26 protein-coding genes are annotated in these 24,605 nt (G+C 41.8%); 8 read left to right on the forward strand and 18 right to left on the reverse strand.

The annotated features are described in order from the left end of the window. Window positions 1–318: 318 nt before the first annotated feature. From ACFQ1M_RS08530 to ACFQ1M_RS08570, 9 genes are all read right to left on the reverse strand, one after another. On the reverse strand, window positions 319–1,056 hold the full coding sequence (locus tag ACFQ1M_RS08530; protein WP_386406819.1) for a LytR/AlgR family response regulator transcription factor: 738 nt from the start codon (window positions 1,054–1,056) through the stop codon (window positions 319–321). A 32-nt stretch (window positions 1,057–1,088) separates the two neighbouring features. Beyond that, the gene (menA, locus tag ACFQ1M_RS08535) at window positions 1,089–1,997 is read right to left on the reverse strand and encodes a 1,4-dihydroxy-2-naphthoate octaprenyltransferase (protein WP_386406822.1); all 909 of its coding nucleotides are present in this window, start codon (window positions 1,995–1,997) and stop codon (window positions 1,089–1,091) included. A 103-nt stretch (window positions 1,998–2,100) separates the two neighbouring features. Continuing rightward, window positions 2,101–2,814, reverse strand: a complete 714-nt coding sequence (locus tag ACFQ1M_RS08540) for an SPOR domain-containing protein (RefSeq protein WP_386406825.1) — start codon at window positions 2,812–2,814, stop codon at window positions 2,101–2,103. Window positions 2,815–2,859: 45 nt separating this feature from the next. After that, window positions 2,860–3,699 carry a 1,4-dihydroxy-2-naphthoyl-CoA synthase gene (locus ACFQ1M_RS08545; protein ID WP_386406828.1) on the reverse strand — a complete coding sequence of 280 codons (840 nt, stop codon included), beginning with the start codon at window positions 3,697–3,699 and terminating at the stop codon, window positions 2,860–2,862. An 81-nt stretch (window positions 3,700–3,780) separates the two neighbouring features. Next, on the reverse strand, window positions 3,781–4,617 hold the full coding sequence (locus ACFQ1M_RS08550; protein ID WP_386406831.1) for a CvfB family protein: 837 nt from the start codon (window positions 4,615–4,617) through the stop codon (window positions 3,781–3,783). Between the two features lie 158 nt (window positions 4,618–4,775). After that, the gene (locus ACFQ1M_RS08555; RefSeq protein WP_386406834.1) at window positions 4,776–5,117 is read right to left on the reverse strand and encodes a DUF2853 family protein; all 342 of its coding nucleotides are present in this window, start codon (window positions 5,115–5,117) and stop codon (window positions 4,776–4,778) included. 87 nt (window positions 5,118–5,204) lie between these two features. Beyond that, window positions 5,205–6,989, reverse strand: coding sequence for a 2-succinyl-5-enolpyruvyl-6-hydroxy-3-cyclohexene-1-carboxylate synthase (menD, locus tag ACFQ1M_RS08560; RefSeq protein WP_386406837.1), 1,785 nt, complete (start codon window positions 6,987–6,989; stop codon window positions 5,205–5,207). Between the two features lie 59 nt (window positions 6,990–7,048). Next, a complete protein-coding gene (locus tag ACFQ1M_RS08565; protein WP_386406840.1) occupies window positions 7,049–8,245 on the reverse strand; it encodes a chorismate-binding protein in 1,197 nt (398 codons plus the stop codon). Then, window positions 8,161–8,583 carry a PaaI family thioesterase gene (locus tag ACFQ1M_RS08570; protein WP_386406843.1) on the reverse strand — a complete coding sequence of 141 codons (423 nt, stop codon included), beginning with the start codon at window positions 8,581–8,583 and terminating at the stop codon, window positions 8,161–8,163. Before ACFQ1M_RS08570 ends, ACFQ1M_RS08565 begins: the two co-directional genes overlap by 85 nt. A gap of 84 nt (window positions 8,584–8,667) precedes the next feature. Between ACFQ1M_RS08570 and ACFQ1M_RS08575 the strand changes: the two genes are divergently transcribed. The 4 genes from ACFQ1M_RS08575 to ACFQ1M_RS08590 are packed head-to-tail and all read left to right on the forward strand — an operon-like array spanning window position 8,668 to window position 11,307. After that, complete coding sequence (locus tag ACFQ1M_RS08575) at window positions 8,668–9,249, forward strand: TetR/AcrR family transcriptional regulator (RefSeq protein ID WP_386406846.1); 582 nt, start codon at window positions 8,668–8,670, stop codon at window positions 9,247–9,249. Next, window positions 9,230–10,075, forward strand: coding sequence for an alpha/beta hydrolase family protein (locus ACFQ1M_RS08580; RefSeq protein ID WP_386406848.1), 846 nt, complete (start codon window positions 9,230–9,232; stop codon window positions 10,073–10,075). The genes ACFQ1M_RS08575 and ACFQ1M_RS08580 overlap by 20 nt, the downstream gene beginning before the upstream one ends. Before the next feature lie 8 nt (window positions 10,076–10,083). Next, window positions 10,084–10,725, forward strand: a complete 642-nt coding sequence (locus tag ACFQ1M_RS08585) for an alpha/beta hydrolase (protein WP_386406851.1) — start codon at window positions 10,084–10,086, stop codon at window positions 10,723–10,725. 12 nt (window positions 10,726–10,737) lie between these two features. After that, window positions 10,738–11,307 (forward strand): GNAT family N-acetyltransferase, encoded by a 570-nt coding sequence (locus tag ACFQ1M_RS08590; RefSeq protein ID WP_386406854.1) that lies wholly within the window; start codon window positions 10,738–10,740, stop codon window positions 11,305–11,307. 75 nt (window positions 11,308–11,382) lie between these two features. Here ACFQ1M_RS08590 and ACFQ1M_RS08595 read toward each other — a convergent pair whose 3' ends face one another. Then, complete coding sequence (locus ACFQ1M_RS08595) at window positions 11,383–12,219, reverse strand: M57 family metalloprotease (RefSeq protein WP_386406857.1); 837 nt, start codon at window positions 12,217–12,219, stop codon at window positions 11,383–11,385. 331 nt (window positions 12,220–12,550) lie between these two features. Between ACFQ1M_RS08595 and ACFQ1M_RS08600 the strand changes: the two genes are divergently transcribed. Then, window positions 12,551–15,403 carry a S8 family serine peptidase gene (locus ACFQ1M_RS08600; RefSeq protein ID WP_386406860.1) on the forward strand — a complete coding sequence of 951 codons (2,853 nt, stop codon included), beginning with the start codon at window positions 12,551–12,553 and terminating at the stop codon, window positions 15,401–15,403. On the opposite strand, the gene ACFQ1M_RS08605 is transcribed toward ACFQ1M_RS08600, so the two are convergent. The 8 genes from ACFQ1M_RS08605 to ACFQ1M_RS08640 form a co-directional block, all read right to left on the reverse strand. Further along, window positions 15,396–15,671 carry an ATP-dependent Clp protease adaptor ClpS gene (locus tag ACFQ1M_RS08605; protein ID WP_386406863.1) on the reverse strand — a complete coding sequence of 92 codons (276 nt, stop codon included), beginning with the start codon at window positions 15,669–15,671 and terminating at the stop codon, window positions 15,396–15,398. The genes ACFQ1M_RS08600 and ACFQ1M_RS08605 overlap by 8 nt on opposite strands. A gap of 18 nt (window positions 15,672–15,689) precedes the next feature. Continuing rightward, a complete protein-coding gene (gene prmA / locus ACFQ1M_RS08610) occupies window positions 15,690–16,523 on the reverse strand; it encodes a 50S ribosomal protein L11 methyltransferase (RefSeq protein WP_386406866.1) in 834 nt (277 codons plus the stop codon). Between the two features lie 4 nt (window positions 16,524–16,527). After that, the gene (tpiA, locus tag ACFQ1M_RS08615) at window positions 16,528–17,277 is read right to left on the reverse strand and encodes a triose-phosphate isomerase (RefSeq protein WP_386406869.1); all 750 of its coding nucleotides are present in this window, start codon (window positions 17,275–17,277) and stop codon (window positions 16,528–16,530) included. Window positions 17,278–17,325: 48 nt separating this feature from the next. Further along, on the reverse strand, window positions 17,326–18,993 hold the full coding sequence (locus ACFQ1M_RS08620; RefSeq protein ID WP_386406872.1) for a formate--tetrahydrofolate ligase: 1,668 nt from the start codon (window positions 18,991–18,993) through the stop codon (window positions 17,326–17,328). A 50-nt stretch (window positions 18,994–19,043) separates the two neighbouring features. Beyond that, on the reverse strand, window positions 19,044–20,114 hold the full coding sequence (locus ACFQ1M_RS08625; RefSeq protein WP_386406875.1) for an ABC transporter permease: 1,071 nt from the start codon (window positions 20,112–20,114) through the stop codon (window positions 19,044–19,046). Between the two features lie 11 nt (window positions 20,115–20,125). Beyond that, window positions 20,126–21,220: a BT_3928 family protein gene (locus tag ACFQ1M_RS08630; RefSeq protein WP_386406878.1), complete on the reverse strand. Its 1,095-nt coding sequence runs from the start codon at window positions 21,218–21,220 to the stop codon at window positions 20,126–20,128. 76 nt (window positions 21,221–21,296) lie between these two features. After that, a complete protein-coding gene (locus ACFQ1M_RS08635; protein ID WP_386406881.1) occupies window positions 21,297–21,839 on the reverse strand; it encodes a DUF1599 domain-containing protein in 543 nt (180 codons plus the stop codon). Between the two features lie 94 nt (window positions 21,840–21,933). Then, complete coding sequence (locus ACFQ1M_RS08640; protein ID WP_386406883.1) at window positions 21,934–22,071, reverse strand: hypothetical protein; 138 nt, start codon at window positions 22,069–22,071, stop codon at window positions 21,934–21,936. Window positions 22,072–22,385: 314 nt separating this feature from the next. On the opposite strand from ACFQ1M_RS08640, the gene folP reads away from it, so the two are divergent. The 3 genes from folP to ACFQ1M_RS08655 are packed head-to-tail and all read left to right on the forward strand — an operon-like array spanning window position 22,386 to window position 24,551. Next, window positions 22,386–23,210 (forward strand): dihydropteroate synthase, encoded by an 825-nt coding sequence (gene folP, locus ACFQ1M_RS08645; protein WP_386406886.1) that lies wholly within the window; start codon window positions 22,386–22,388, stop codon window positions 23,208–23,210. Window positions 23,211–23,233: 23 nt separating this feature from the next. Then, window positions 23,234–24,157, forward strand: coding sequence for a tRNA (adenosine(37)-N6)-dimethylallyltransferase MiaA (gene miaA / locus ACFQ1M_RS08650; RefSeq protein ID WP_386406889.1), 924 nt, complete (start codon window positions 23,234–23,236; stop codon window positions 24,155–24,157). Between the two features lie 7 nt (window positions 24,158–24,164). Then, window positions 24,165–24,551: an acyl-CoA thioesterase gene (locus ACFQ1M_RS08655; protein ID WP_386406892.1), complete on the forward strand. Its 387-nt coding sequence runs from the start codon at window positions 24,165–24,167 to the stop codon at window positions 24,549–24,551. The last annotated feature ends 54 nt before the right edge of the window (window positions 24,552–24,605 follow it).

Below are 24,605 nucleotides of genomic sequence, written 5' to 3' on the forward strand. Positions count from 1 at the left end.
ACATATGCCGTTTGTCTGCTAAATGTAACACTTGGTCGGCGAAAAAACCAAATGAATGTTGCAAATACCTGAAATTTAGTGGTAACAAAGTCGATACATAGGTTTTGAAGGGATTTAAAACAAAAAAAAGGCTCCAAGTAGGTAGGAGCCTTTTCAATAACTAAAGTGTATGCTTTTTAGATTTGGGGACTAAAATCATTAACACTTAATAACCAATAACCAAGGCTAATTACGGTACATTTGATGTTTTAAAAAATTAAATGTTGTCAACCGTACCAAAAATGTGGTAAGGATGGAGAAAAACGTAAGGAACGGTAGCTATTGGTTTAACGAGGAAAGGATAAAATCCCGAAACTCCTTTGAAATAGGGATCAATTCGTCTTTGATCACCACATCCTTGCTATTAAGTGCCTGAATATGGTCGATGTTGATGATATACGACTTGTGAACCCTAAAGAACTTGTTGTCCGGAAGTTTTGATATATAGTCTTTAAGCGAAGACCGCACCAGAAACTTCTTATCTACAGTATTTATCTCTAAATAGACATTGTCTGCTTTGATAAATTGAATGTCTGTAAAATAAACCCTATGGAATAGATTTTGCTTCTTGATGAAGATGGAATCATTCAATAACGAACTGGTGGAAGTTTCTTCTCCTTCTTCTTCTTTAGCTGCTGAAGGTGTGAAATTTGAAAGTGTGATCTCTATGGCAGTAAACAGGTCTCCTTGTTCAAAAGGTTTTACCACATAGTTATTAGGGCTTACCAGTTTTGCCTTTTCCACGGTGGCCTTATCGGAGTTTGAAGTGACAAATATGAAAGGAATATCATAATTTGATCTAATATATCTTCCGACGTCGATTCCAGTTTTCTCCGTTGCAAGCATGACGTCCAACAACGCCAGGTCTACCTGGTTTGATGCCAATGCCTCTATCGCTGCCTCGTAACTAATTACATTGTCTACAACTTCATACCCGATATCTTCGAGCATTTCTTGCATGTCGTCTGCAATTATCACGTTATCTTCTACAATAAGAATCTTTACTTTACCAGTCACAGAAATAGGATTTAAGGGTAATAACCACGAAACTACGAAAAAATATTAAAAATCACGGACAATAATAGCGTTATGAAAAATGTGGATAGTGCGACCACCTTTAATTCACCATCCAATTTGCTCAGGATTCTGTTTGCTCCAACTCTCTTCAAATGGAAGATCAAGGGAACAAAGGCCAAAAGTACAAGGAAGGATTTCCATCCATTTCCGACGAGATATAGAAATATTGACAAGCACAGAAAAGCTACAAGGATGAGCGCATAATGATACTTTTTTGCTCGAGCAGCGCCCATTTTAACTACCAATGTATTTTTACCTGCCCTTTTGTCCCCTTCCATATCTCTCATATTGTTCAAATTGAGAACAGCTACACTGAGCAATCCAACCGCCGACGCTAAAAGCACCAATTCCCAAAAAAAGACTTTCGCATATAAAAAATATGTTCCCAAAACACTGAGCAAACCAAAAAAAAGGAATACGAACACATCTCCCAGACCATTATAGCCATAGGCCGTGTCGCCGACAGTGTATTTGATCGCTGCTATGATCGATGCAATTCCTAGAACAATAAACAAAAGAGAGAATAGCAAATAGTTGGTCCCAAAAGAAACATAAATGAGAACGAGGGCAGATAAGAGCGTAAGTAATACCGTAACGACCATAGCAGTACGCATCTGCACTGCCGAGATGGCCCCACTTTGCAATGCTCTGACCGGGCCAATGCGTTCTTCATTGTCAGTACCCTTTACTCCATCTCCATAGTCGTTCGCAAAATTTGATAACACCTGAAAACCAATGGTCGTAAGCAAGGCGAGTATGAATATCGTACTATCAAAATATCCTTGTGAGGCAGCTACACCAGATGCAGCGATGATTCCCGAGATCGATAAAGGTAGTGTTCTTAGTCTAGCAGCAGATAGCCAAGCTTTGACGTTGGGCATAACGACTTTTTTTTTGCAAAAATAGGGCTATTCTTTATGACAGGAAACAAAAAACTCTAGATGCATTATCTAGAGTTTTCATTTCATTATATGCTATTCGCTCTTACCAAGCTTCTTCGATCTTCAATCGTTTTCCATTTTGGTAGGAGGCGATAAAAGCGTCCTTAAATCCAATTCCTACAAGTTCTCTCCTAAACTTTCTGGCTTCTGCCAATGTCTCGAAGCTACCAAAGGAGTATTTATAGAATTCGTCTTCGTAGTATTCCTTATAGTTCTTAAAAGAATCGGAATACATAGAAACCATCTTTTTGTCAAAAGCACCTACCTGTACAGCATAAAACTTCTTACCAGACAATGATGCCTTTTTACTTGTGGTTTCTTTGGTATTTGAAACGTCGTTTGAAGCTAACAAGGCGTTATCGCCATTAACTCCATCCTTTTGGTCGTCACCCGTCTCGCCGGCTTCTGAATCATCCATGGTGTCGCCAGATACTCCAGACATTCCAGCAGCATCGTACGCCTCTGCTTTGTCCCGCCATTCATTTAGATCATCAACATTGACGATCTCCAAGCCATTTTCGGCTAACATGTCGTCTTTGATAAAAGCATTGGGCTTTGCTAAATAGGTTCCAATACATCCTGCGAGAAACAGGAATAGGACTGCAGATACACCGATGAAGATGTTCCGTTGGTTTTCTACCTTCTCATTGCGTTTGTCAACTTCTTGCAAGTCGGCAAAGGCTTTTTCTAGGTCTTGATCCTTCTTTTCGATCTGGCTGTGCAAAGCGACCAGATCATGTTCTTCAATATGTGGCATAATTTAGGGCAATTATGATTGTTTGGGGCAATATATGAATTTTTCTTAAGGAATCCACTTCTTTTCAAAATTAGGCTTTCGCTTTTCTAGAAAGGCGTTCCTCCCCTCTTTGGCCTCATCCGTCATATAAGCAAGCCTGGTCGCTTCACCTGCGAACACCTGTTGCCCTACCATCCCATCATCTGTAAGATTCATGGCAAATTTGAGCATTTTGATCGATGTAGGTGATTTTGCGAGGATCTCTTGTGCCCACTCATAAGCAGTCTCTTCTAGCTGATCGTGCGGTACGACCGCATTGACCATCCCCATTTCGAAAGCCTCTTGTGCAGAATAGTTTCTGCCTAGAAAGAATATCTCTCTTGCCTTTTTCTGACCTACCATTTTTGCCAAGTATGCAGAGCCGTATCCTCCGTCAAAACTAGTCACATCAGCATCTGTTTGTTTAAAGATGGCATGCTCTTTACTGGCCAGTGTAAGATCACAAACTACATGAAGACTGTGACCACCGCCAACAGCCCAGCCCGGTACTACCGCGATGACCACCTTGGTCATGAATCTGATAAGCCGTTGTACTTCTAAGATGTTCAATCGGTGCATACCATCTTCTCCAACATAACCTTGATGCCCACGCGCTTTCTGGTCGCCGCCGCTGCAAAATGAATATACCCCATCTTTAGGCGAGGGCCCCTCACCAGTAAGTAACACCACACCAATAGAGGTGTCCTCCTGTGCGTCGTAAAAAGCCTGATAGAGTTCGCTCGTGGTCTTTGGCCTAAATGCATTTCGCACCTCAGGTCTATTGAATGCGATCCGTGCAACGCCGTTATGTTTCTTGTATGTGATGTCCTCGAATTCTCTGGCGGTCTGCCAATCTATTTTACTCATATTTCAAAATTTAAAGGATAAAAATAAGGTATCGATGTGATTGTTGAAAATAAGCAATGCCATCACTTTCTGGTCTTGAGCCTAAGAAGATCTTAGATAGACGCCATCCTCCTTGATCTCTATGAGCTTTTGTTTGTATAGGCTGCCAACGGCCTTTTTGAAACTCTTTTTGCTCATCTGAAGTTGCGATTTGATAGCTTCAGGGTCACTTTTGTCGTGAAGCGGCAAATACCCCTTGTGCTTCTCTAGCGCGGCAAGGACCCTTTGAGCGGCCGGTTCGATATTTCGATAGCCAGGTCGTTCTAGAACAACGTCGATCTTATGGTCGTCACGGATCTTCTTGATAAAACCCTTAAGTCGCTCACCGAGTCGTACCTCTCTAAAAAGTTCATCCTCATAGATCAAGCCCTTATGCTTTTGGTTGATGATGACTTCTACACCTAGATCGGTGTACCTGGATATCATAAGATCTACCTCTTCAAATGGTGCTACCGTAAGCTCCTCGTTGCTAATGAATCGGTTGGTCTTGCTTGATGCTACCAAGCGGTCGGTTTCCTCATCGAGATACATATACACCAGATACCATTTCCCCTCTTCCATCTTTCGTGCTTGTTCTTTAAAAGGCACAAAAAGATCCTTTTCCAAGCCCCAATCCAAGAAAGCGCCATAATCATTAACGGTGGTGACTCGCAACAAGGCGAATTCATCGAGTTTTATCTTTGGCTCCAGCGTAGTGGTAACGGGGCGCTCGTGGCTATCGAGATATGCGAAGACCCTAAGGTCATCACCGACCTCGAAGGTCTTGGGTTTGTATTTGTTGGGCAGTAATATCTCATTGCCATCTTCATCTCCTAAGAAAATTCCAGGCGGCGTATCTCGCAATATTTTTAGCGTGTGATGAACACCCAGTTGTATCATAATTCAAATTTGATGCAAAGATACTGTTTATCTTTCTTCTTTCAAGATACCTATAACGCTTTGATCGAATCACTTTTTACGTGATCAAAAGACACAAAAAACCATAAAAAAAACCGGACATTTAAACGTCCGGTCCTCTTTGATACATAGCGTCTCTTTTATTTATATACAGACTCTTTCTTAAAATGTTTGGTGAGCAAATAGTAGATGACAGCTCTATATTTGTTTCTATTAGAGCGTCCGTATTGATCGATAACCGCATTGATGGCATCCATTAATTGTGGACCATCCTTAAGACCTAATTTCTTAATAAGAAAATTGTTCTTCACGGTGTCCAATTCAGATTGGTCCCCACCAGATACCGTTGCCGCGTCTTTGTTATAAATAGAAGGCCCGCAACCAATGGTAACTTTAGTCAAAAGGTCCATGTCTGGAGTTACTCCACATTTTTCTTTTAAATCAGCAGCGTACTTTGTGATAAGTTCGTCTCTTTTGCTCATGATTATAGATTTATTAGTTAATGATTAATTAATGATAAGCACTACTCAAATTTAGTTGTAAGTTTTACCATACAAACAGGATCCTGTCTAAACTTGTTCGTTTTCGATTAAATGTTCGAAATAACCGATTAACGTACTGTCGTTGATGGTTCTGGGTGTAAAAACCTCTAAGAGCTTTGGACGTTGCGACGATTCAAAAAAAGTACGCAAGCTTTCAGATAGCCCTGATGCCGATTTAACATCCTGATATTCAAAATTATACATTTTAGCTAAATTTTCAGCATTTAAAGTGTGTACAGTTTCAAAATAGCTATCAAAATTATCTGAATCCTTATCCCCTGGAAGAATTCTAAAGATACCTCCACCTTGGTTATTGATTAGGATGATCCTAAAATCGTTTCGGATATACCCATTCCAAAGGGCATTGCTATCATAGAAAAAACTTAAGTCTCCTGTTACCAGAAGCGTAGGTGACTTTAACGTTAAAGCACTACCTATCGCTGTAGAGGTACTCCCATCGATACCACTTGTCCCACGATTACAAAAGTGCGCTATTGTTGGATTTTGATCAAATAATTGCACATATCGTATGGTTGAACTATTGGACAACTGCAAAGTCATATCATCTGGAATCGACGACAACAACTCTTTAAAGACGACAAGATCAGAGAATGGAATATTTTTCAAATATTCATCATGACATTTATTTCTGCGCGATTTCACCTGTTGCCAGAACGATTTATAATCACTTTCTATCGCAGAAGTACGATCAAGAAACGCCCCGAAGAAATGATTTGGAGAAGTCAAAAAATGTTTCTCTAAGCAGAAGAATGTATCGTATGCCTTTTTCTCATCGATATGCCAATGGTGTTTTGGCTGAAATTTTCGCAAGAATGCCTTTATCTTCTTAGAGACCACCATGCCGCCAAATGTCAATAGAATCTCAGGTCTTAGTTGTTCGAAGGCCGTTTCAGGCGCCTTTAACTTTTCCATGGGCGCGATGATCTTATCGATAGTTGGAAAGAACTCCCGATGATGTAAGTTTGAGGTAGATTCGGTAAGGACGATCACAGAGTCATCCTCTGCCAGCCGCTCAATGAACTTCTGTTCTATAGTATTTGGACCAAGCACCCCCACTAGAATCATCTTTCGTTTCGCTGCATTCCATTTTTTGATAAAAGGGTCGAGCATATTACTTTGAAACTTTGGCGCTGAGGCCGACAATGACACATTCTTGGGAAAAACAGAAGGTGCATCCAACGTTTCGTAAAGCGGTTCCTCAAATGGTATATTTAAATGCACTGGACCACTTTGCGCAATGGCACTATTCAATACCGTGTTAATGGCATGCTCATTTCTTTCTTGGATCTGTGCCTGAAGCTCATCTATACGTTTCGCATCGATGAACTTTGGTAGCTGATGTTTTTCTTTTGAAAGGACCTCCAATGTGGCATGGTTGATGTCTTGTTCCAAGTTTTTGGCTTGGATGATATGTCTGTTAAAAACATCATCTTGTCTTATGGTCTGACCATCACCAATATCTATTCGGTGTTTTGGCCTGTCTGCAGACAATACGATCAAAGGGATATCACTATAAAAAGCTTCCGACACTGCTGGATAGTAGTTGAGCAAGGCCGAACCCGAAGTACAGACAACCGCTGCCGGCTTCTTCGTCTGTTGGGCGATACCCAAAGCAAAAAAGGCTGCGCAACGCTCATCGACAATGCTATAACAGCTGAAAAAAGGATCTTCGGTAAAACCGATCGTCAACGGCGCATTCCGACTACCAGGAGAAATAACGATATGTTCAATCCCCTTGGTCTTACATAATGCAATGACCGTTTGGGCTAAGTGAATCTTGGGATATTTCATGCTGTGTGTAAAATTACAAAATATCCAAGCGTTGGATTTTCAAAAAAATTGAACATCGGCTACAGTACCTTTAACATCGTTTGAGATTTATTCACAGTTTCTATCCATTCGTCGGTAGCAGTCGAATCTTTGGTGATACCGCCACCTACAAAAATATGCGCGGTATCTCCTTCCAACTTCATACAGCGCAAATTCACGTATAAAGAGCTGCTTTGCTTTGGCGTTCTATACGCTCTCTGCTCCACATTTCGCTTGCTGCGATATCGTTGGATGTGCTCTTTCAAATTAAGCTCGCCCAAATAGCCCGTGTAGAATTCCCTGTCATACCCTTCGTGCTCAAGAATAAAGTCTTGGGCCATGGCAAGCGGTAGTCCGCAAACAGCCGGCGTAGGATGTAATTCAGATAGCATCTGGCTAAGCGTAATAGCTACAGGTAGCAGTCCTTGAATATCGGTTTTCAAATGCAATAAATTTCCCGCTTGATGTGTATGGACCTCAGAAACCTCCAATGAAGAAATACCCAGTTTTTTTAGTGCCGACACTATGGTACGCGTTACGATCTGCTGCTCCTCTAATTCCTTTTCTCCCCAGTCTATATCTACACTCCCCTGAAACTTTTGGGTAGCTGCCAAGGCCATCGTTTTGAACCTCTTGCGTTCTACCGTTAGCAGGACCTCGGGAGTCGCTCCTGTCCAAAGGCCGATCTTTGGGTGAAACCACAGATAACAGAACGCAGAAGGATAGCTCGCCAAGAGCTTCCGATAGATCTCAATGGGGTCAGGGTCATTGAGGCCAACACTTTGTTTCCTAGACAGAACGACCTTTTCCAATGCGCTATTCTTGATGGCATCAATACCTTTTTGAACAAGCGATTCATGGTGTTCTTTTGATGCCAAAGATGCTCGTGGATGGGAAGTCTCGGACGCGGTCACCTCTGGTAAATATAATTCGCATTCGATCTTGTCCGCAAACGGAATTAAGATCGCGTTCCTATTTTGAAGGAATGGAGCAAAGATGAATCCGCTTTCAGTAGAATTCGAAACCAAATTGATCTTGTCATCCGCTTGAAAATAGGCCACCACCCTTTCCTCGTCTGGTTTTCGGTAAACAACGAAGGGTAACGCATCGGACAAATGCTTGCGGATACGCTCAAAAAAAAGCTGCTCGGTCATCATTTTATCTTCGGGAGTGCGATGGTGGTAAGTTTTATGACAGAAACGAGCTGCTCGTTCTGATCGGTGATATTTATACTCCATAGCTGAGTGGTCCTCCCTTTATGCAAGAATTTTGCTTTGGCATAGACATAGCCCTCACTAATGCTTTTGACGTGATTCGCGGCGATCTCGATTCCACGAATGTAGAAATTCTGACTATCCAAGAAAATGAACGATGCACAACTCCCAACACTCTCGGCCAAAGCTACCGATGCGCCACCGTGTAAGACGCCATCAGGCTGGTGAACCTTTGAGGTAACAGGCATTCGTGCTGTGAGATAATCATCCCCGACATCCACAAATTGAATGTCGAGCGTCTCCATCAGTGTGTTTTTACATAAAGCATTCGCTTTTGCCAAGATCGCTTCTTTGTCAGCCATGGTATTCTAATTGATGCCATAAAAATAACGATTCTATAAATGAAAATTTCCTATATTTGATTAATTTAACGAACGTTCAATAAAATGCCAAAAATAAAAACATCAAAGCAAGAGGTATTGAATACGGTAATTCCTGTTTTTCGGCGAAAGGGAATTGCCAACAGCAGCATGAGCGAATTGGCCAGCGAATGTGGCATTCAAAAATCGCATTTTTATTATTATTTTGAAAGTAAGGATGCGCTTGTTAAAGCAGTTTTACAAGAGGTGAATAGCTATTTCGGCTACCATTTAGAAAAGATCTCCAAGGACCCAAAGCTTTCATCAGAGGAAATATATTCGCGAATCGAATCGCTTTTTGAAAAGGTCTTTCTGTCTGATGCCAAAGGATGTCTCATGGCCAACACTGCGCTAGAGATGTCGCATACCGATCCTGAATACATCTCGGAAGTGAAACTATTTTTTACAACCTTCATCAACGGTATGACGACCATGCTCCAAAACAGATATCGCTTGCCCACAGCGAAAGATCTCGCTATTCAAATAGTTCAAGATTTAGAAGGCGGTATTATTTTGATGCAGGTTTTTAAAGACCCTCAGTATCTTCAAAATGCACTAGCGAGGTTCAAAGTAATATTACTCGGTCAAGATGAAGCACATCTCAGTTAAAACCACCAAGAGCCGTTCAATAACGGCAACATACTTTGAACCGAATCATTCGAATGGTAAAACGGTGATCATCGCTGGCGGCGTTGGATTGCCGCAACGATTCTTTTTCAATTTTGCCAGTTTTTTGGCCGAAAAGGGCTGCAACGCCTATACTTTCGACTATAGGGACATCGCACTTTCTAAAACCATGAAGATCTCGAAGTCTGACAGCAATTACAAGGATTGGGCACAAGACTTCAAATCGGTCACACTCTTTGCAAAAGAATCGCATCCCAACGATACACTATTACATGTCGGGCATAGCTTTGGGGGAAATAGTCTTGGCCTAAGCGATGCATACCAACATTTTGAGTGTTCTTTGATGATCGGTTCGCAATACGGGTATTATAGGAACTTCCCGCTGAATATGCAGCTTGCCATACTTGCAGGTTTTGGCATTGTAGCACCCTTGTCGAGTTATACACTAGGCTATTTTCCAGCCAAACAGCTAGGTTTGGGAGAACCACTTCCGAAACAGATCGCGTTGGATTGGGGTACGCTCTTGTTACATAAACGCTCAATGCTCGCCATTGCAGACAAATATGAGGAAAACCATTATCACAACATTGAGAATTCCATGTTACTGATAAGTTTGGACGACGACAATTTTGCACCTAAAAAAAGTGTGGATGCCCTTGCCGACAAGGCTTTTAAAAATGCTCCTGTAGAGCGTATTCATATTTTGCCAAGCGATTATGGGTTACGGCAGATCGGACATAACGATTTTTTCCGAAAGAAAAATAAGGAGCACCTTTGGCACATCGCAACAGATTGGTTTCAACTTTAATTATGAAAATGAGCAATAACAAACAGGTCAGCTATCGCACCACCAATTCCTATTCTACGCTGAATTCTCTCATGGAGAGTACCCAGAATGTTTGGATAGCTTGTCATGGGCTAGGATACTTGAGCAAATATTTTATCAATTATTTCAAGGGTCTTGATGCAGCATCGAATTATATCATCGCACCGCAGGCGCCTTCTAAATATTATCAGAATAACGAATTTAGGCATGTTGGCGCCAGCTGGCTTACCAAAGAGGATACCCGGCAAGAGATTGAAAATGTGCTGAATTATTTGGATGCGGTGTTCGCCAACGAAAATATCCCGAAAAACAAAAGACTTATTCTCCTAGGGTATTCGCAAGGTGTAAGTATTATAACTCGCTGGCTGGCAAGTCGAAAGTTGCATTGCGACAAGCTCATCTTACATTCTGGTGGAATCCCAAAAGAACTAGAGACTGATGATTTCGAATTTTTGCGCGGTCAAACGCAGACCTATCTTGTGTATGGAAACGAGGATCAATATCTGAATGAAGAACGTGTCGCCTACGAGTGTGCCCGTGCCAATGAACTGTTCGGTAGTGAACTCCATATCCTTCCCTTTGAAGGAAAACACGAAGTGAACACCAAAATCTTAACCTCATTAGTTCAATGAAACGTTTTACCTATGACGACACTAGAAAATGATATCGTACTGCTAAAACCGCTGACGCCCGAGCATTTCGACGTATTGCTACCTATATCGAAGCAGCTCGACGTCTATAGATACAGCCCATCGGATATCTCTACAGACAAAAAGCTGAAAGTCTATTTACAAGCCGCTATCGATTTAAGAAGTGAAGGTCGGGCAATTCCCTTTCTGGTCCATGACAAGAGAACCTCAGAGGTTGCCGGGTGTACCCGCTTTGGTCATATCGACCATAAAAACAAGGTCATTCATATCGGCTGGACTTGGATAGCGCCTAAATTTCAAGGGACCGGCTTAAACACCAACATGAAGTTTCTCATGCTGTATTATGCTTTTGAGGAGTTAATGATGGAAAAGGTCGAGTTCCGGATAGACGAACGTAACACTCGTTCTCGCAAAGCAGTAGAAAAGTTGGGTGCCAAGCTCGAGGGTGTTTTGCGCAAGAGTGTTGTAGTAAAAGACGGTTTTAGGCGCAATACCTGCTGTTATGGAATGCTCAGGGAAGAATGGCCTAGGATAAAACAAAAGCTAATGTATCAGATAGCATAAAAAGCACGGCCAATGACCGTGCTTCTTTACTTATGCATGCTATAATGTTAGTTAGAACTAGTTATAGTCTTGTTATTAATAAAGGAATCGTAACGCCGTTACGTCGTTACCATTGAATTCTCCATCCACTCCACTGTTAAAGCAAGCCAACATTAAAGAAGTAGAATCGTATCCAGTAGGTGTTCCAGGAATATGAACAGCACCAACTCCGGCGGTACCTTCGTTAGTGTTTTGTCCACAGCTTTGTCTGCTGAACCAATCTGTATGACGGAAACCGATCGAGTGTCCGATCTCATGACAGATAACGTGCTCGTTCACATTGTTGCTAAATCCATCTAGACCATAAACTTGGATAAACTTGTTAGGTCTTCCTCCAGATGGGAAACCAGCAGAACCTCCGGAACCACCAGCATTAGGGTTTTGATATACTACAATGTCCTTATCTTGATAGTTCGTACCAAAAGTAAGGGTCATGCTAATGTCTAGATTTAATCTATTATAATTATTTACTGCCCATTGTAGGCCAGTTCTGTTCTTGGAAGAAAGTCCAAATCCACCACCACCGGTATAACCGATAACCGTGATATTTCCATCTGCCACTAAATTATTTGTTCGGTATTGCTCACTCGTAATACCACCGTAAAGATCCATACTTTCAATGAAGTCGGCGGAAAGGGCAATATCTCCTTCTATGACATAACGCTTCTCTGAAGTTCCATCAGGAAATACGAAATCTTCGTAGGTTACGTCATTTGGATTGAAGGCAAGTGCTGCGATCTTGTCAAGGACCTGCTGAGGTATCTCTGCAGTGACCTCTTGATCTACAACTGAATCATTCTCTTTTTCACAAGCAGTAAAAATTGCTCCCATGCCTAATACAGCTAGAAGAGCAAGTTTTTGAAGGTTTTTCATTTTTAATAGTTTTTGGTTAATGTAAATTGCTATAGCACACAATCGTAAAGCCTAAAATTAACATAAATTTAAAATTTCTTTAGCATAATGGTTAAAATATCACAAAAAAATTGATTTTTTTCATTAAAAATCACAAATAAATGATAATATGACAAAGGGGTGATACCTTATAATCCCTTGTATATCGTGCCCTGATCGATGAATTACACTATTCATAAAGAAAATATCAAGGGAATGATTTTCTTTTTATTAAAATAACATTCGATTAAAAAAAGTGTAAAGTTTTTTGTTTTTTTGTATCAACATTACAATGACCATAACCCCTTTTAACATGATTCCAGCTATTCGGTATTTGCTATTCATCTGGTTGACCTTTATCATATCTACGTTTGGTTTTGGTCAAAATGTCGTAACCGAAAAATATTCGCACATGTTGGCTGGTGAGGAATTGGTTGAAAGGAATACGAAAGAGGAGGCTTATGGTGTTTTTTTGATCGAATCCCCTCTCGAGAAATTGAGGGCCGCTTCTCATTCGTTTGACATTCTTAGAGTATTGGATAAGAGCCATGCGATCGTTCGCTTTGAAGGCCAACGAATTCCTTCAACGATTTTTAGAGCTTGGCCTGTAAATCATGAATGGAAACTTCAGGACAGACTGTACCAAAAACACCCTGAAGATAGAGAAGTTTTCGTGATTCATACTTCAAACATCGAAAAACTAAAGACGCAACTACGTCTTAATAGTATTGCCATATTGAAGTCCACCCATCGTTCAGTTTTCGCAGTTTCGTCAATCGCAACCATCAGAAAGCATCTACTTGGCTTTGATTTTGTAACATATATTGGACAAGAGTCCCTAAAGGCAACGCAAGAAAGCACGGTGACCGATCTAGACCTAAGTGTGAATGCCATCAGCACCGTACAACGACTGTTCCCTGCTTTAAAAGGTGGGGGCAGGACTGTCGGCGTAAAGGATAACCAATTTATCGCCGAAGATATCGACCTGATCCAAAAGGCGGTGAATTCGACCATCGCATCACCCACGATAGATAATCATGCTACGGATATGTCCACGATCATTGCCGGCCTTGGTAATTCTTCCATCATCGGGAAAGGAGTGGCACAAGATGCCATACTTTTTATGTCGGATTTTAACAATTTATTGCCCGATTCGCAGCAGTTGTTAGAGGATGCTCAAGTGTCCATTCAAAATCACTCTTATGGAACACAGATAGAAAACTTCTATGGTGCTCTCGCCGCCTCCTACGATCAGCAGATCTATGACAATCCATCAATGCTCCATGTCTTTTCCAGTGGAAATGAAGGTGTAACTGTTCCTGAGGATGGTATCTATGCAAATCTAGGCATGTATGCCAACCTTACGGGAAACTTTAAAATGGCCAAGAACATCCTAACGGTCGGTGCCATAGATAGAGAAAAGAATAGCGTTTCCTTTTCTTCAAAAGGACCAGCCTTTGATGGTCGAATAAAACCAGAAATAGTAGCTTACAGCAATGTTGGAACTTCTAACACTGCCGCCTTGGTCACAGGAACCTCGGTGCTCCTAGAGCAGGCATATGAGAATATTGAAACCACCTCACCTACGAGTGCTATGCTCAAGGCTGTTTTGATCAATGGGGCGGATGACATTGGCGATCGAGGGCCTGATTTTGAAACTGGATTTGGAAATTTGAATGCAAAGAACAGTATGAATATTGTCACTGGTAGCCAATATTGGGAAGATAATGTTCAGCAAAATGAGACGAAGACTTTAGAGCTTGTAATTCCAGTCAATGCAAAAAATCTTAAGGTAACGCTTGTATGGACGGATTTGGCTGCACAGCCGAATGACAATGTCGCCCTGGTGAATGATCTGGACCTTATAGTCACAGATCCCGCGAATACCAATTGGTTGCCTTGGACTTTGAATACTGAAGCTAGCACCGAGAGTATCACTGCGCCGGCAACAAGAAATGCTGACCACATAAACAATATCGAACAGGTAACCATAACTGACCTTAGCGCTGGAATTTATACCGTAGAAGTCAATGGTTTTAGCATTGCCACTGATAATCAACCATTTGCGCTGGCATACTCTTGGGAAACGGCGAACGTCTTTGATTGGAACTTTCCCAGGGCGAACGACAATTATCCTTATGATGGGGAATCTATCGGTTATCTTAGATGGCAACAGACCTATCCTGAGAATACATTTGGTGCGCTTTCTGTAAGTTTTGACAATGGAACAACTTGGGAAGAGATCGATGCTACCGCTGATCTTGCGGCAGGTTTTTATCAATGGGAACAGCCAGAAAATATCAATACCAACGCCAGGCTAAGAATGCAGATCAATGGTAATGATCATTTTTCCGAAAATTTTACTGTTTCTACAGCGATCAACCCAAGAGTAAGCTTGGATTGTGAGGAAGCCATAGAGTTGAGATGGAACAAAAAAGAAGGGGCTACTTCGTATAATATTTACAATCTGCAAGGCCGTGAAATGGCCTTGGTACAGCAAGTGACGGACACGACCTACGCCTTTGATAAAGACCAATATCTCCTACCCTACTTTTCGGTACAAGCAAGATTGGATCCTGGAAATGCCGGAGTACGGGGTAAAACGATCAACTATGAATCCTTCGGAGGAAACTGTTATTTCAATTCGGTATTCGCAGATATAACCGAAGATGGCACTGCCATACAGGTCTTCACCGATATTGGAAGCCTGTATCAGGTAGCGCAAGTTGAGGTCGTTAGAATAGACAGCGCCAATAACAGAACCGTCATTGAAACACTTACAAATTTAGATACGATCACTCCTGAAATTTTTGATGAGCAGCCAAAGGCAGGACAAAACAAATATCAATTGGTATTGACGACCATAAATGGAGAAGAATATCGCTCTGATGTTGTGGATGCCTTCTTTTTCGATGACCAAGAGCCCTTTTTGATATTTCCAAACCCAGTGTCTTCGTCAGGCGGAATTAACGTGTATTCGGGCAACGAAGGGGACAATCAGCTGTTCTTTGATCTTTATAGTTTTGATGGGAGAAAAGTACTCACCAAGAAATTAAGCTCGGACCGAGCCTTCATCTCAATGAATGGTTTAGACGCTGGCGTTTATATTTACAACATTACCTCTTCGGACGGAAGAAAGATGTCCAAAAAGTTGGTGATCAAATGATCTCGGCACTAAGACCAGCTTCTAGCAACATGCTACAACGCGGTTCCAGGTCATCATAGGAACCGGTCTTCACGGTACATTTACCCTTATAGTGAACGATGATAGAACATTGCTCGGCTTGTTCTGCGGTATGGTCGCAGGCATAGATCAGTGTTTCGATGACATGATCAAAAGTATTGACATCGTCGTTGTAAAGGACGATCTCATTCTCTTTCAGGGTCTCCTCTTTTAGGAGAACATCTTCTAAAACTTTTTCTTTGATACTCATATCCCTAAAATTGTAATACTAATTTACGTATTTTACTGCAACCCAGTGATTCCGTTCTAAATTTTCCACAAAATGCAATGAGAATTTAGCACATTCCTCGCTGATCACCGAAAGGTCCTCCTTATAGAATCCGCTAAGATATAATTCGCCACCCTCATTAAGGCACTTTGCATAACTAGCGAGATCGTTTAAGAGGATGTTCCTATTGATATTGGCGATGATCACGTCATACTTCCTACTGTTGAGCAAGCTGGCATCACCTTCATATGCCTGGATATGCTTACAATGATTACGATCTATATTTTCTAACGTATTAAGATAGCACCAATTGTCGATATCGATAGCATCCAGCTTGGTCGCTCCTTTCATTTCGGCCAAAATAGCTAGCACGCCGGTTCCACATCCCATATCTAACACGGACTTTCCTTCAAAATCGTTTTTCAGGATGTGTTGGATCATCATATGTGTCGTTTCGTGATGGCCAGTTCCAAATGACATCTTTGGTTCGATGACAATGTCATATTTCACATCGGTCTTGGGATGAAAAGGTGCTCTCACCGCACAGACCCCATCAACCTCTATAGGTTGAAAGTTCTTTTCCCATTCTTCATTCCAATTCACCTGCGCGATCTCTTCGACTTCGTGGGTGACGACAAATTCTTCAGAATAAAGTATCTGAACGTTTTTCAAAATGCCCTCATGCCAATCATCCTTTTGGATATAGGCAACCACGCCCTTGTCATTTTCGACAAAGCTTTCGAAACCAGCAAAACCAAGTTCGGCAATCAAAATTTCGACACCTGGCTTTGCCGGATGAACTTTAAAGTCGTATGCTATATAAACATTGGACATCGATCTATATCGCTTTGATGATGGCGGTAAAATCTTCAGCCTTTAGCGATGCTCCGCCGATCAATCCCCCATCAACATCCGGTTTTGAAAAGATCTCTTGTGCATTGGCAGGCTTTACACTTCCACCATATAATATAGAAACATTTGATGCGACCTGCTCTCCATATTTAGAGGTGATGGTCTTACGGATAAACTCATGCATCTCTTGTGCCTGTTCTGGAGAAGCGGTCTCTCCTGTACCGATGGCCCAGACAGGCTCATAGGCCAATACGATATAGTCCCATGCGTCTGCCGCTAGATGGAACAAGGCATTCTTCAATTGACTTTCAACTACCTTGAAATGATTCTCGGATCTGCGATCCTCCAATTCCTCACCAAAGCAAAAGACAATACGCATTTCATTTTGAAGTGCCGCATCGACCTTTTTCGCAAGCAACTCATCGGTCTCACCAAAATAGGCTCTTCGCTCCGAATGCCCAAGGATCACAGTTTCTACACCGACGCTTTTCAGCATGTCGGCAGAAATTTCTCCTGTGAATGCTCCGCTTTCAGCAAAATGCATATTCTGAGCGATCACTTCGATCTTGGAAGTTCGCATTGCCTCGAATGCTGGAAACAGATTTACAAAGGTAGGTGCGACCATCACCTCGGCCTCGGTTGCTGGCAAATGTTTTTTTAGTGCGGATAATAAAACTTGTGTTTGAGACAGGTTGTTGTTCATTTTCCAATTTCCTGCAACGATTTTCTTTCTCATGTCGATATTGTTAGTTCTGATATATTATTAGTTCAAATTAAGTTAAGATCAAAATAGCCCTTCGATATTGCCATCAGCATCTATGGTAATGTTATCGGAAGCAGGATTGGCCGGCAGACCTGGCATACGCAGAATATTTCCTGCGATGGGAACAATGAAACCAGCTCCTGCAGCGATCTCAAACTCACGGATGTGAATATCAAAATTCTCCGGTCGCCCCAATCGCTTTTCATCGTCGCTCAAGCTCTTCTGTGTTTTTGCCATACAAATAGGCATATCAGCATATCCTAATGACTCAAAACGTTTTAATTGCCGAATGGCGAGATTAGAAAGAATGACATTTTCGGCACCATAGATCGTACGGCAAACCTTTTCCATCTTAGTTCTTACCGAATCCTCGAGCGCATAGGTCGGCTTAAAGATGGATTCACAGCTTTCGGCCGCCATGGCAACTTTCTCTGCGAGATCCACACAGCCCTTACCCCCATCTGCCCAACCATAGCTTAATGCAACAGGAACTTCTAAGGATTCACAATGTTTGAAGAGTAGCTGTTTTTCCTTGTCCGTATCGCTACTAAAGGCATTTATGGATACCACAATTGGCAGCCCAAAACTGCGTAAACTATGAATGTGCCGTTCCAAGTTTGGAAGTCCCTTTTCTAGCGCTGCCGTATCCTCATCGGTCAATTCTGCAAGTGGTTTTCCCCCATGATATTTCAAAGCCCGTATCGTTGCAACCAAAACAATAGCTTTTGGGGAAAGGCCTGCTTGTCTGCATTTTATATTCATGAACTTCTCAGCACCAAGATCTGCCCCAAAACCAGCCTCGGTCACTACATAATCAGCAAGACTTAGCCCCATTTTCGTAGCGAGTATTGAGTTGGTTCCTTGAGCGATATTGGCGAAGGGGCCGCCGTGAATAATCGCTGGATTGCCTTCTAGGGTTTGTACCAAATTGGGTTTTATGGCATCTTTCAAAAGCACCGCCATAGCGCCTTGTGCCTTAAGGTCCCTAGCATAGACAGGCTTCCCTTCCCAAGTGTCCCCAACATAGATATTACCACATTTTTCTTGAAGGTCCTCGAAGTTATTGCTCAAACATAAGATCGCCATGATCTCCGAGGCCGCAGTGATATTAAAACCTGTCTCCCTTGGTATTCCGCCAGATTTACCTCCGAGCGCTGCAACGATATTTCTTAGACCTCGGTCGTTCATATCCATACAGCGTTTCCATATAACGGTTCTAGGGTCGATACCTAAATTCTTCGACTTGCTTTGAATATTGTTATCGATGAGTGCTGCGAGCAGATTATTGGCCTTCTCGATCGCATGGAAGTCTCCCGTAAAGTGTAGATTGATGTCCTCCATAGGGATCACTTGACTCCATCCACCACCAGCGGCACCACCCTTGATTCCAAAGACTGGGCCCAGACTTGGTTCGCGCAACACCACCACCGTTCTTTTATCGATCAAATTCAAAGCGTCGCTTAATCCGATCGAAGTGGTCGTCTTCCCTTCACCAGCCGGTGTTGGAGTGATGGCCGTGACAAGAATCAACTTATTTTTCCTAAGTTGATCCTCGTCGATCAAACTTAGAGGTAATTTGGCCTTGTTGCTACCATAATACTCCAGCTGGTCCTCGCTGATGTTAAGACCTGAGGCCACTTCTTTAATGTGTTTGGCGGTGACACTTTGCGCTATCTTAATGTCGGTCATTGTATATAGATTGGTCGGTTATCTTCCTGTCTATGGAAAAATAGTTCATATCAGACCCTTACTTTAGGATCCAGCCATCCATAGATGATGTCTACAAAAATATTGATTAAAATAAACACGGTGGCAATCACAAGTACTGCTCCCATGATGATCGGTAGATCCAATGTATTTAAGGCATCGACAATCTCTTTCCCAAGCCCATTCCAGCCAAAGATATATTCTACGAATACGGCTCCTGCAAGCATACTGGCAAACCAACCCGAGATGGCAGTGACCACAGGGTTGAGCGCATTTTTTACTGCATGGCTTTTGATCACTTGAAACTCTGTAAGTCCCTTTGCTCTAGCTGTTCTTATATAATCCTGATTCATTACTTCTAACAAGGAGTTTCGCATCAATTGAATGACCACGGCCAGCGGTCTAATTCCTAGTACCACAGCTGGGAGAATCAAGTTTTTCCATTTTATGGCAATATACTCACCAAAATCGTCCACCTCATAGAGGCTTCCTGTCATATTCAGATTGGTAAATTTGTGAAGTATGAAGCCAAATAACCATGCGAAGATGATGGCACTAAAAAATGATGGCACGCTCATGCCTAGCGTGCTTATCACTTGAATAGCCTTATCTAACCAACTGTCTTTCATCAGTGCTGAGATGATTCCAAAAAAGAGCCCGACGATCATCGCAATGATGATCGCCGATACCGCTAAGATTACCGTATTTGGAAAAGTCTCTGCAATAACCTGAGAGACAAGCTTCCCATTCTTTTGAAAGGAGGCCCTTAAGTAAGGTAATTTTAGCACAACTTCCTTATCTCCTATTGAGAACAAATGAGAGGCGGAGTATTTTCCTTTTTCTAAGAAGGTATAATTTTCTGGGTCCTTTGAATGAAAGGATATAGGAGAAAGATCATTCAAATAATAGAGATACTGCGTTGCGACGGGTTGATCAAAACCATACTTTTTCTGAATCTTTGCCAACAGCACAGGATCCTGTTTTTCATCCATCATCATCTCTGCCGGGTCACCTAGCACAGAAAATAATAGGAATATTACCGTTATCACCCCAAAAAGAGTGAGTAATGCGTAAAAGGTCTTATTTAGAATATAGTTGAGCAAAGGGTATGTGGTTATAGGTTAAGGTCATCGGCATCATTGAAATGAAGCTTTTGGATCACCGTTCCTTTATTCAATTTTAAAATCCCAGGATTTGACCGTACGATGGTCTTCAAGGCTGTCTCGTCACAGGTATAAAATTCAAAGTTAAGATCGAACTCCTTTTTATATAATTCGGCATCAGCTTGGATACTTGCCGTAAGCCCTATCACCTTATACCCTTTTTTAAGTGCCCGCTCTGTAATAGGCTGAATCAGTTCCCAACCTTCAGCGGAAGAGCTTGATACATTGTACGCGATGATCATAACTAGCTTTTCGGCCCCTAGAAATTCTTGCGTAAAATCCTCTCCGTCCTTTTCAATAGTAAAATCATGGATCGGTGGTTGATACCCTTCTGCGATCTGCTCGGTTTCGACATCGACAAATTCTCCGTCCACTGATGGATAATCCCCATTGGTCGTGATGATCTTTTCTTCGCCGTTTACCTTAAACTTCCATCGATACTCGAAGACGGCCTTTGGAGCACCCTCTGGAACACTCATTCCTTCAGTAATATTGGCGCCTACTTTATAGGGTCGGAAGTCTAGAGAAGGTAAATGATGTAACACATGATACCCAAACCATCCACATAAGACGGTCACCATAATGGTGATCACGGTATTGATCTTTTCTGATGTAATGGGTTTGATGGACTCTTGATAAAAAAACAGTATCAATATGAACACCAACAATATGATATCTTTGATAAAGGACTGCCAAGGCGTCAACGGGATGGCATCACCAAAGCAGCCACAATCTGTGACCTTGTTAAAATAGGCGGAATAAAAAGTTAAGAATGTAAAGAACACGATCATTAAGAGTAGGCTCCAAACGGTAAACTTCACCCGAAAACCTATGAGTAAGGTTACGCCCAACACGACCTCAAAGATCACCAAAAAGATGGCCAGTGGAAGCGCATACGGTATGAGGAACTCCAAATTCAATACGTCGGGTGCAAAGTAATCTATGAGCTTGTAACTGAACCCCAAGGGGTCATTCAGTTTTACAAAGCCACTAAAGATGAATAATACACCGACTAATATTCTAGAAATATTTACAAGTATTTTCATAGTATATTTTTAAAATTTCAAGTTCCAAATCCCAACATAAGGGTTTAGAATTCACCTCATGAATCATTTGATCCCTTTAAGTGTTCTCACCTAATAGTATCAATGCAAAGACAGCATAATTGACCATATCCTGATAATTGGCATCCAAGCCTTCACTCACAATGGTCTTGCCTTTGTTATCTTCGATCTGCTTTACTCTCAATAGTTTTTGAAGAATCAGATCCGTCAATGAGCTTATGCGCATTTCTCGCCAAGCTTCACCATAATCGTGATTCTTGTCCTCCATTAATTGCTTGGTAACAGCGACATGCTTATCATAAAGTTCGGTTGCTTCACTAGCGGAGAGATCAGGTTGCTCCGCGATGCCCTTTTCAAGTTGGATCAAGGCCATGATCGAATAGTTGATAATACCAATAAATTCCGAAGCTTCGCCTTCGTCTACCTTTCGTTCTTTATTCTCTTGTAGCGAACGAATGCGCTGTGCCTTGATGAATATTTGATCGGTAAGTGATGGAAGTCTAAGGATTCGCCAGGCGCTTCCGTAGTCTTTCATCTTATTGTTGAACAGTTCGCGACAATGTTCAATGACCTTGTCGTACTGCTTTGAAGTGTCTTGCATTTGTGGAATTCTATTTTGCGTAAATTTCGGTGAATTTGTCGAATAAAAAAAACCTCGGATTCCCTAGTTTTATATTCGATTGATTGGATGATCTTTAGAATGGTCGCAATACATAACCACCAGAACCATCAAAATTATTGGTGACTTCAACACAGACCGATATTGCCGCAGAAACTGGCGAGATGTAATTACGCCCATAAGGCTCAAGTGCATCCAGAAGGGTTGAAAGCATGATACCCCTTGATGCGTGTAATTACCACCTCTATCAATAGTCTGTACCATCAACCCTTTGACCCCTGACGCCCAATCCACACTTTCCAAGGTCCCAATAACGACTGTGCCTTGAGCGACCACACTGGGAATAGACCAATTCAGCAAACAAATGGCTAGCAGCCAATGGCGAATAAGACTTCAGGAAAGAACACACACAGCGTGACCTTGTCGGGGTTGTTGAAGTTTATTTCTTGGGTGGCGCCGACATAAAAAACTATTGGATTGCGTACAATGATGGCCGTAATTAATTGTTATTTTTACCAAAAAAAGCGAATGACCATCAACTGTAACGGAATTCTTATAGACCTGACCTCACCAAAGATCATGGGAATTCTAAACATTACCCCAGACAGCTTTTATGATGGTGGAAAATATATCAAGGATCGGGAGATACTTCTGCAGGTAGAAGAAATGCTTCGAGAGGGAGCGACCTTTATCGATATTGGTGCTTATAGTTCTCGACCTGGGGCCGAACATGTCTGTGAAGAAGAAGAGATAAACAGAATCCTTCCGGCAGTAACGAGTGTTCTAGAGCGTTTCCCCGAAGCCTTGCTCTCCATAGACACCTTCAGATCGAAAGTTGCCAAAGAATGTATCGAGGCAGGTGCGGCCATCGTGAATGATATCTCTGCTGGGAATATGGACACGGATATGTTTCAAACGGTGGCGGATCTAAAAGCACCTTACGTAATGATGCACATGAAGGGAACACCTCAAACCATGCAAAAAGATCCCACCTATGATGATATTTCCAAAGAGATGATGCATTACTTTTCAAAAAAGATCAATGAGGCAAAATCACTTGGCATCAAGGATATCATCATTGATCCAGGTTTTGGTTTTGGAAAGACCATTGAACATAATTACGAAGTATTATCAAAATTAGCCTTATTCAAAAATTTAGAGATGCCAATCTTGGTTGGGGTTTCTAGAAAATCGATGATCTACAAGATCTTGAATTCATCACCATCCGAAGCGCTCAACGGAACAACTGTTGTAAATACCATAGCCTTGACCAAAGGAGCCAACATCCTAAGGGTTCACGACGTAAAAGAAGCGATGGAATGTATCAAACTTGCTGAAATGTTAAATCCCTAACTTCAAACCACCAACTATCTTTTGTGAACACAAGGGCATCAAATAAAACATTGATATCGGTGGTGGGGCCAACAGCCATTGGAAAAACTGCACTTGGTATTGCGCTGGCCAAAAATTATGGCACCGATATCGTCTCATGTGACTCACGTCAGTTTTTTAAAGAGATGAGTATCGGGACGGCCGTTCCTACCAAAGAAGAATTGGCCGCTGTGAAGCATCATTTTATTCAACATATCTCGGTTGATAACGCCTATTCCGTGGGTGATTTTGAACGTGATGCCATCACCAAACTCAACGAGCTATTCGAGGTCAATCATATTGTGGTCATGGTCGGTGGTAGCGGATTATATGTAGATGCCGTAACCAAAGGGCTGGATGATTTTCCAGATGTCAACCCAGAAATCAGAGCTCAACTAAAAAAAGATCATGAGCATGAAGGAATTGGCAGCCTTCAAAAAAGATTGCAAGTACTGGATCCTGAATACTTCAATAGCGTAGATATCAACAATCCTCATCGCCTTATCAGAGCGCTGGAAATATGCATAGGCACCAAAAGATCATATTCGAGTTTTCTAAGAAAGAAAAAAACCGACCGAAACTTTGATGTCATTACCATTGGTCTAACGGCAGAGCGTTCCATTATCTACGATCGTATCCATAGACGCGTCGACTTGATGATGGAAGCTGGACTTATGGAGGAAGCCAAAGCGTTGTATCCAAAACGAGAATTGAATGCACTGCAAACCGTTGGATATAAAGAATTGTTCACCTATTTTGATGAAGAGTGGACCTTAGACCTTGCCGTTTCAGAAATAAAAAAGAATACCCGGCGCTTTGCCAAGCGACAGTTGACTTGGTTTAAACGCAATGAGGACACGATCTGGTTTGAATATCAAACTCCGGTCAGCGAGATCATTTCTACATTGAATGATGTAATTAAAACTTGACGGTAGCATGCCAAAACAATTTGAACAAGAACTGATTGTAGAAAAAGAATCGATAGATGACCTTCAACATGTGAACAATGTGCAGTATCTTCAATGGGTACAGGACATTGCTAAAGCACATTGGGAAAGTGCCGCCACCAAAGAGATGCTCGAAAAATATGTCTGGGTGGTGCTCAATCATTATATTGAATACAAAGGACAGGCATTCTTAGATGATGAATTAACGATAAAGACCTTTGTAGAAAAATCTAGCGGTGTTACCTCTACTCGTATAGTCGAAATTTTTAAAGATGGCGCCCTCATTACTAAAGCAACTACTAATTGGTGCTTACTAGATGCTTCGACCAAACGACCGACGAGAATCACCGAAGAATTGATCGAGATCTTCGCTTGATCTTTGGACCTCGTTACTTTGATTTTAAATCATCGGCCTAGAACTTGCTTTTTT

This window comes from Sungkyunkwania multivorans (assembly GCF_042675645.1).
GTDB lineage: Bacteria > Bacteroidota > Bacteroidia > Flavobacteriales > Flavobacteriaceae > Sungkyunkwania > Sungkyunkwania multivorans.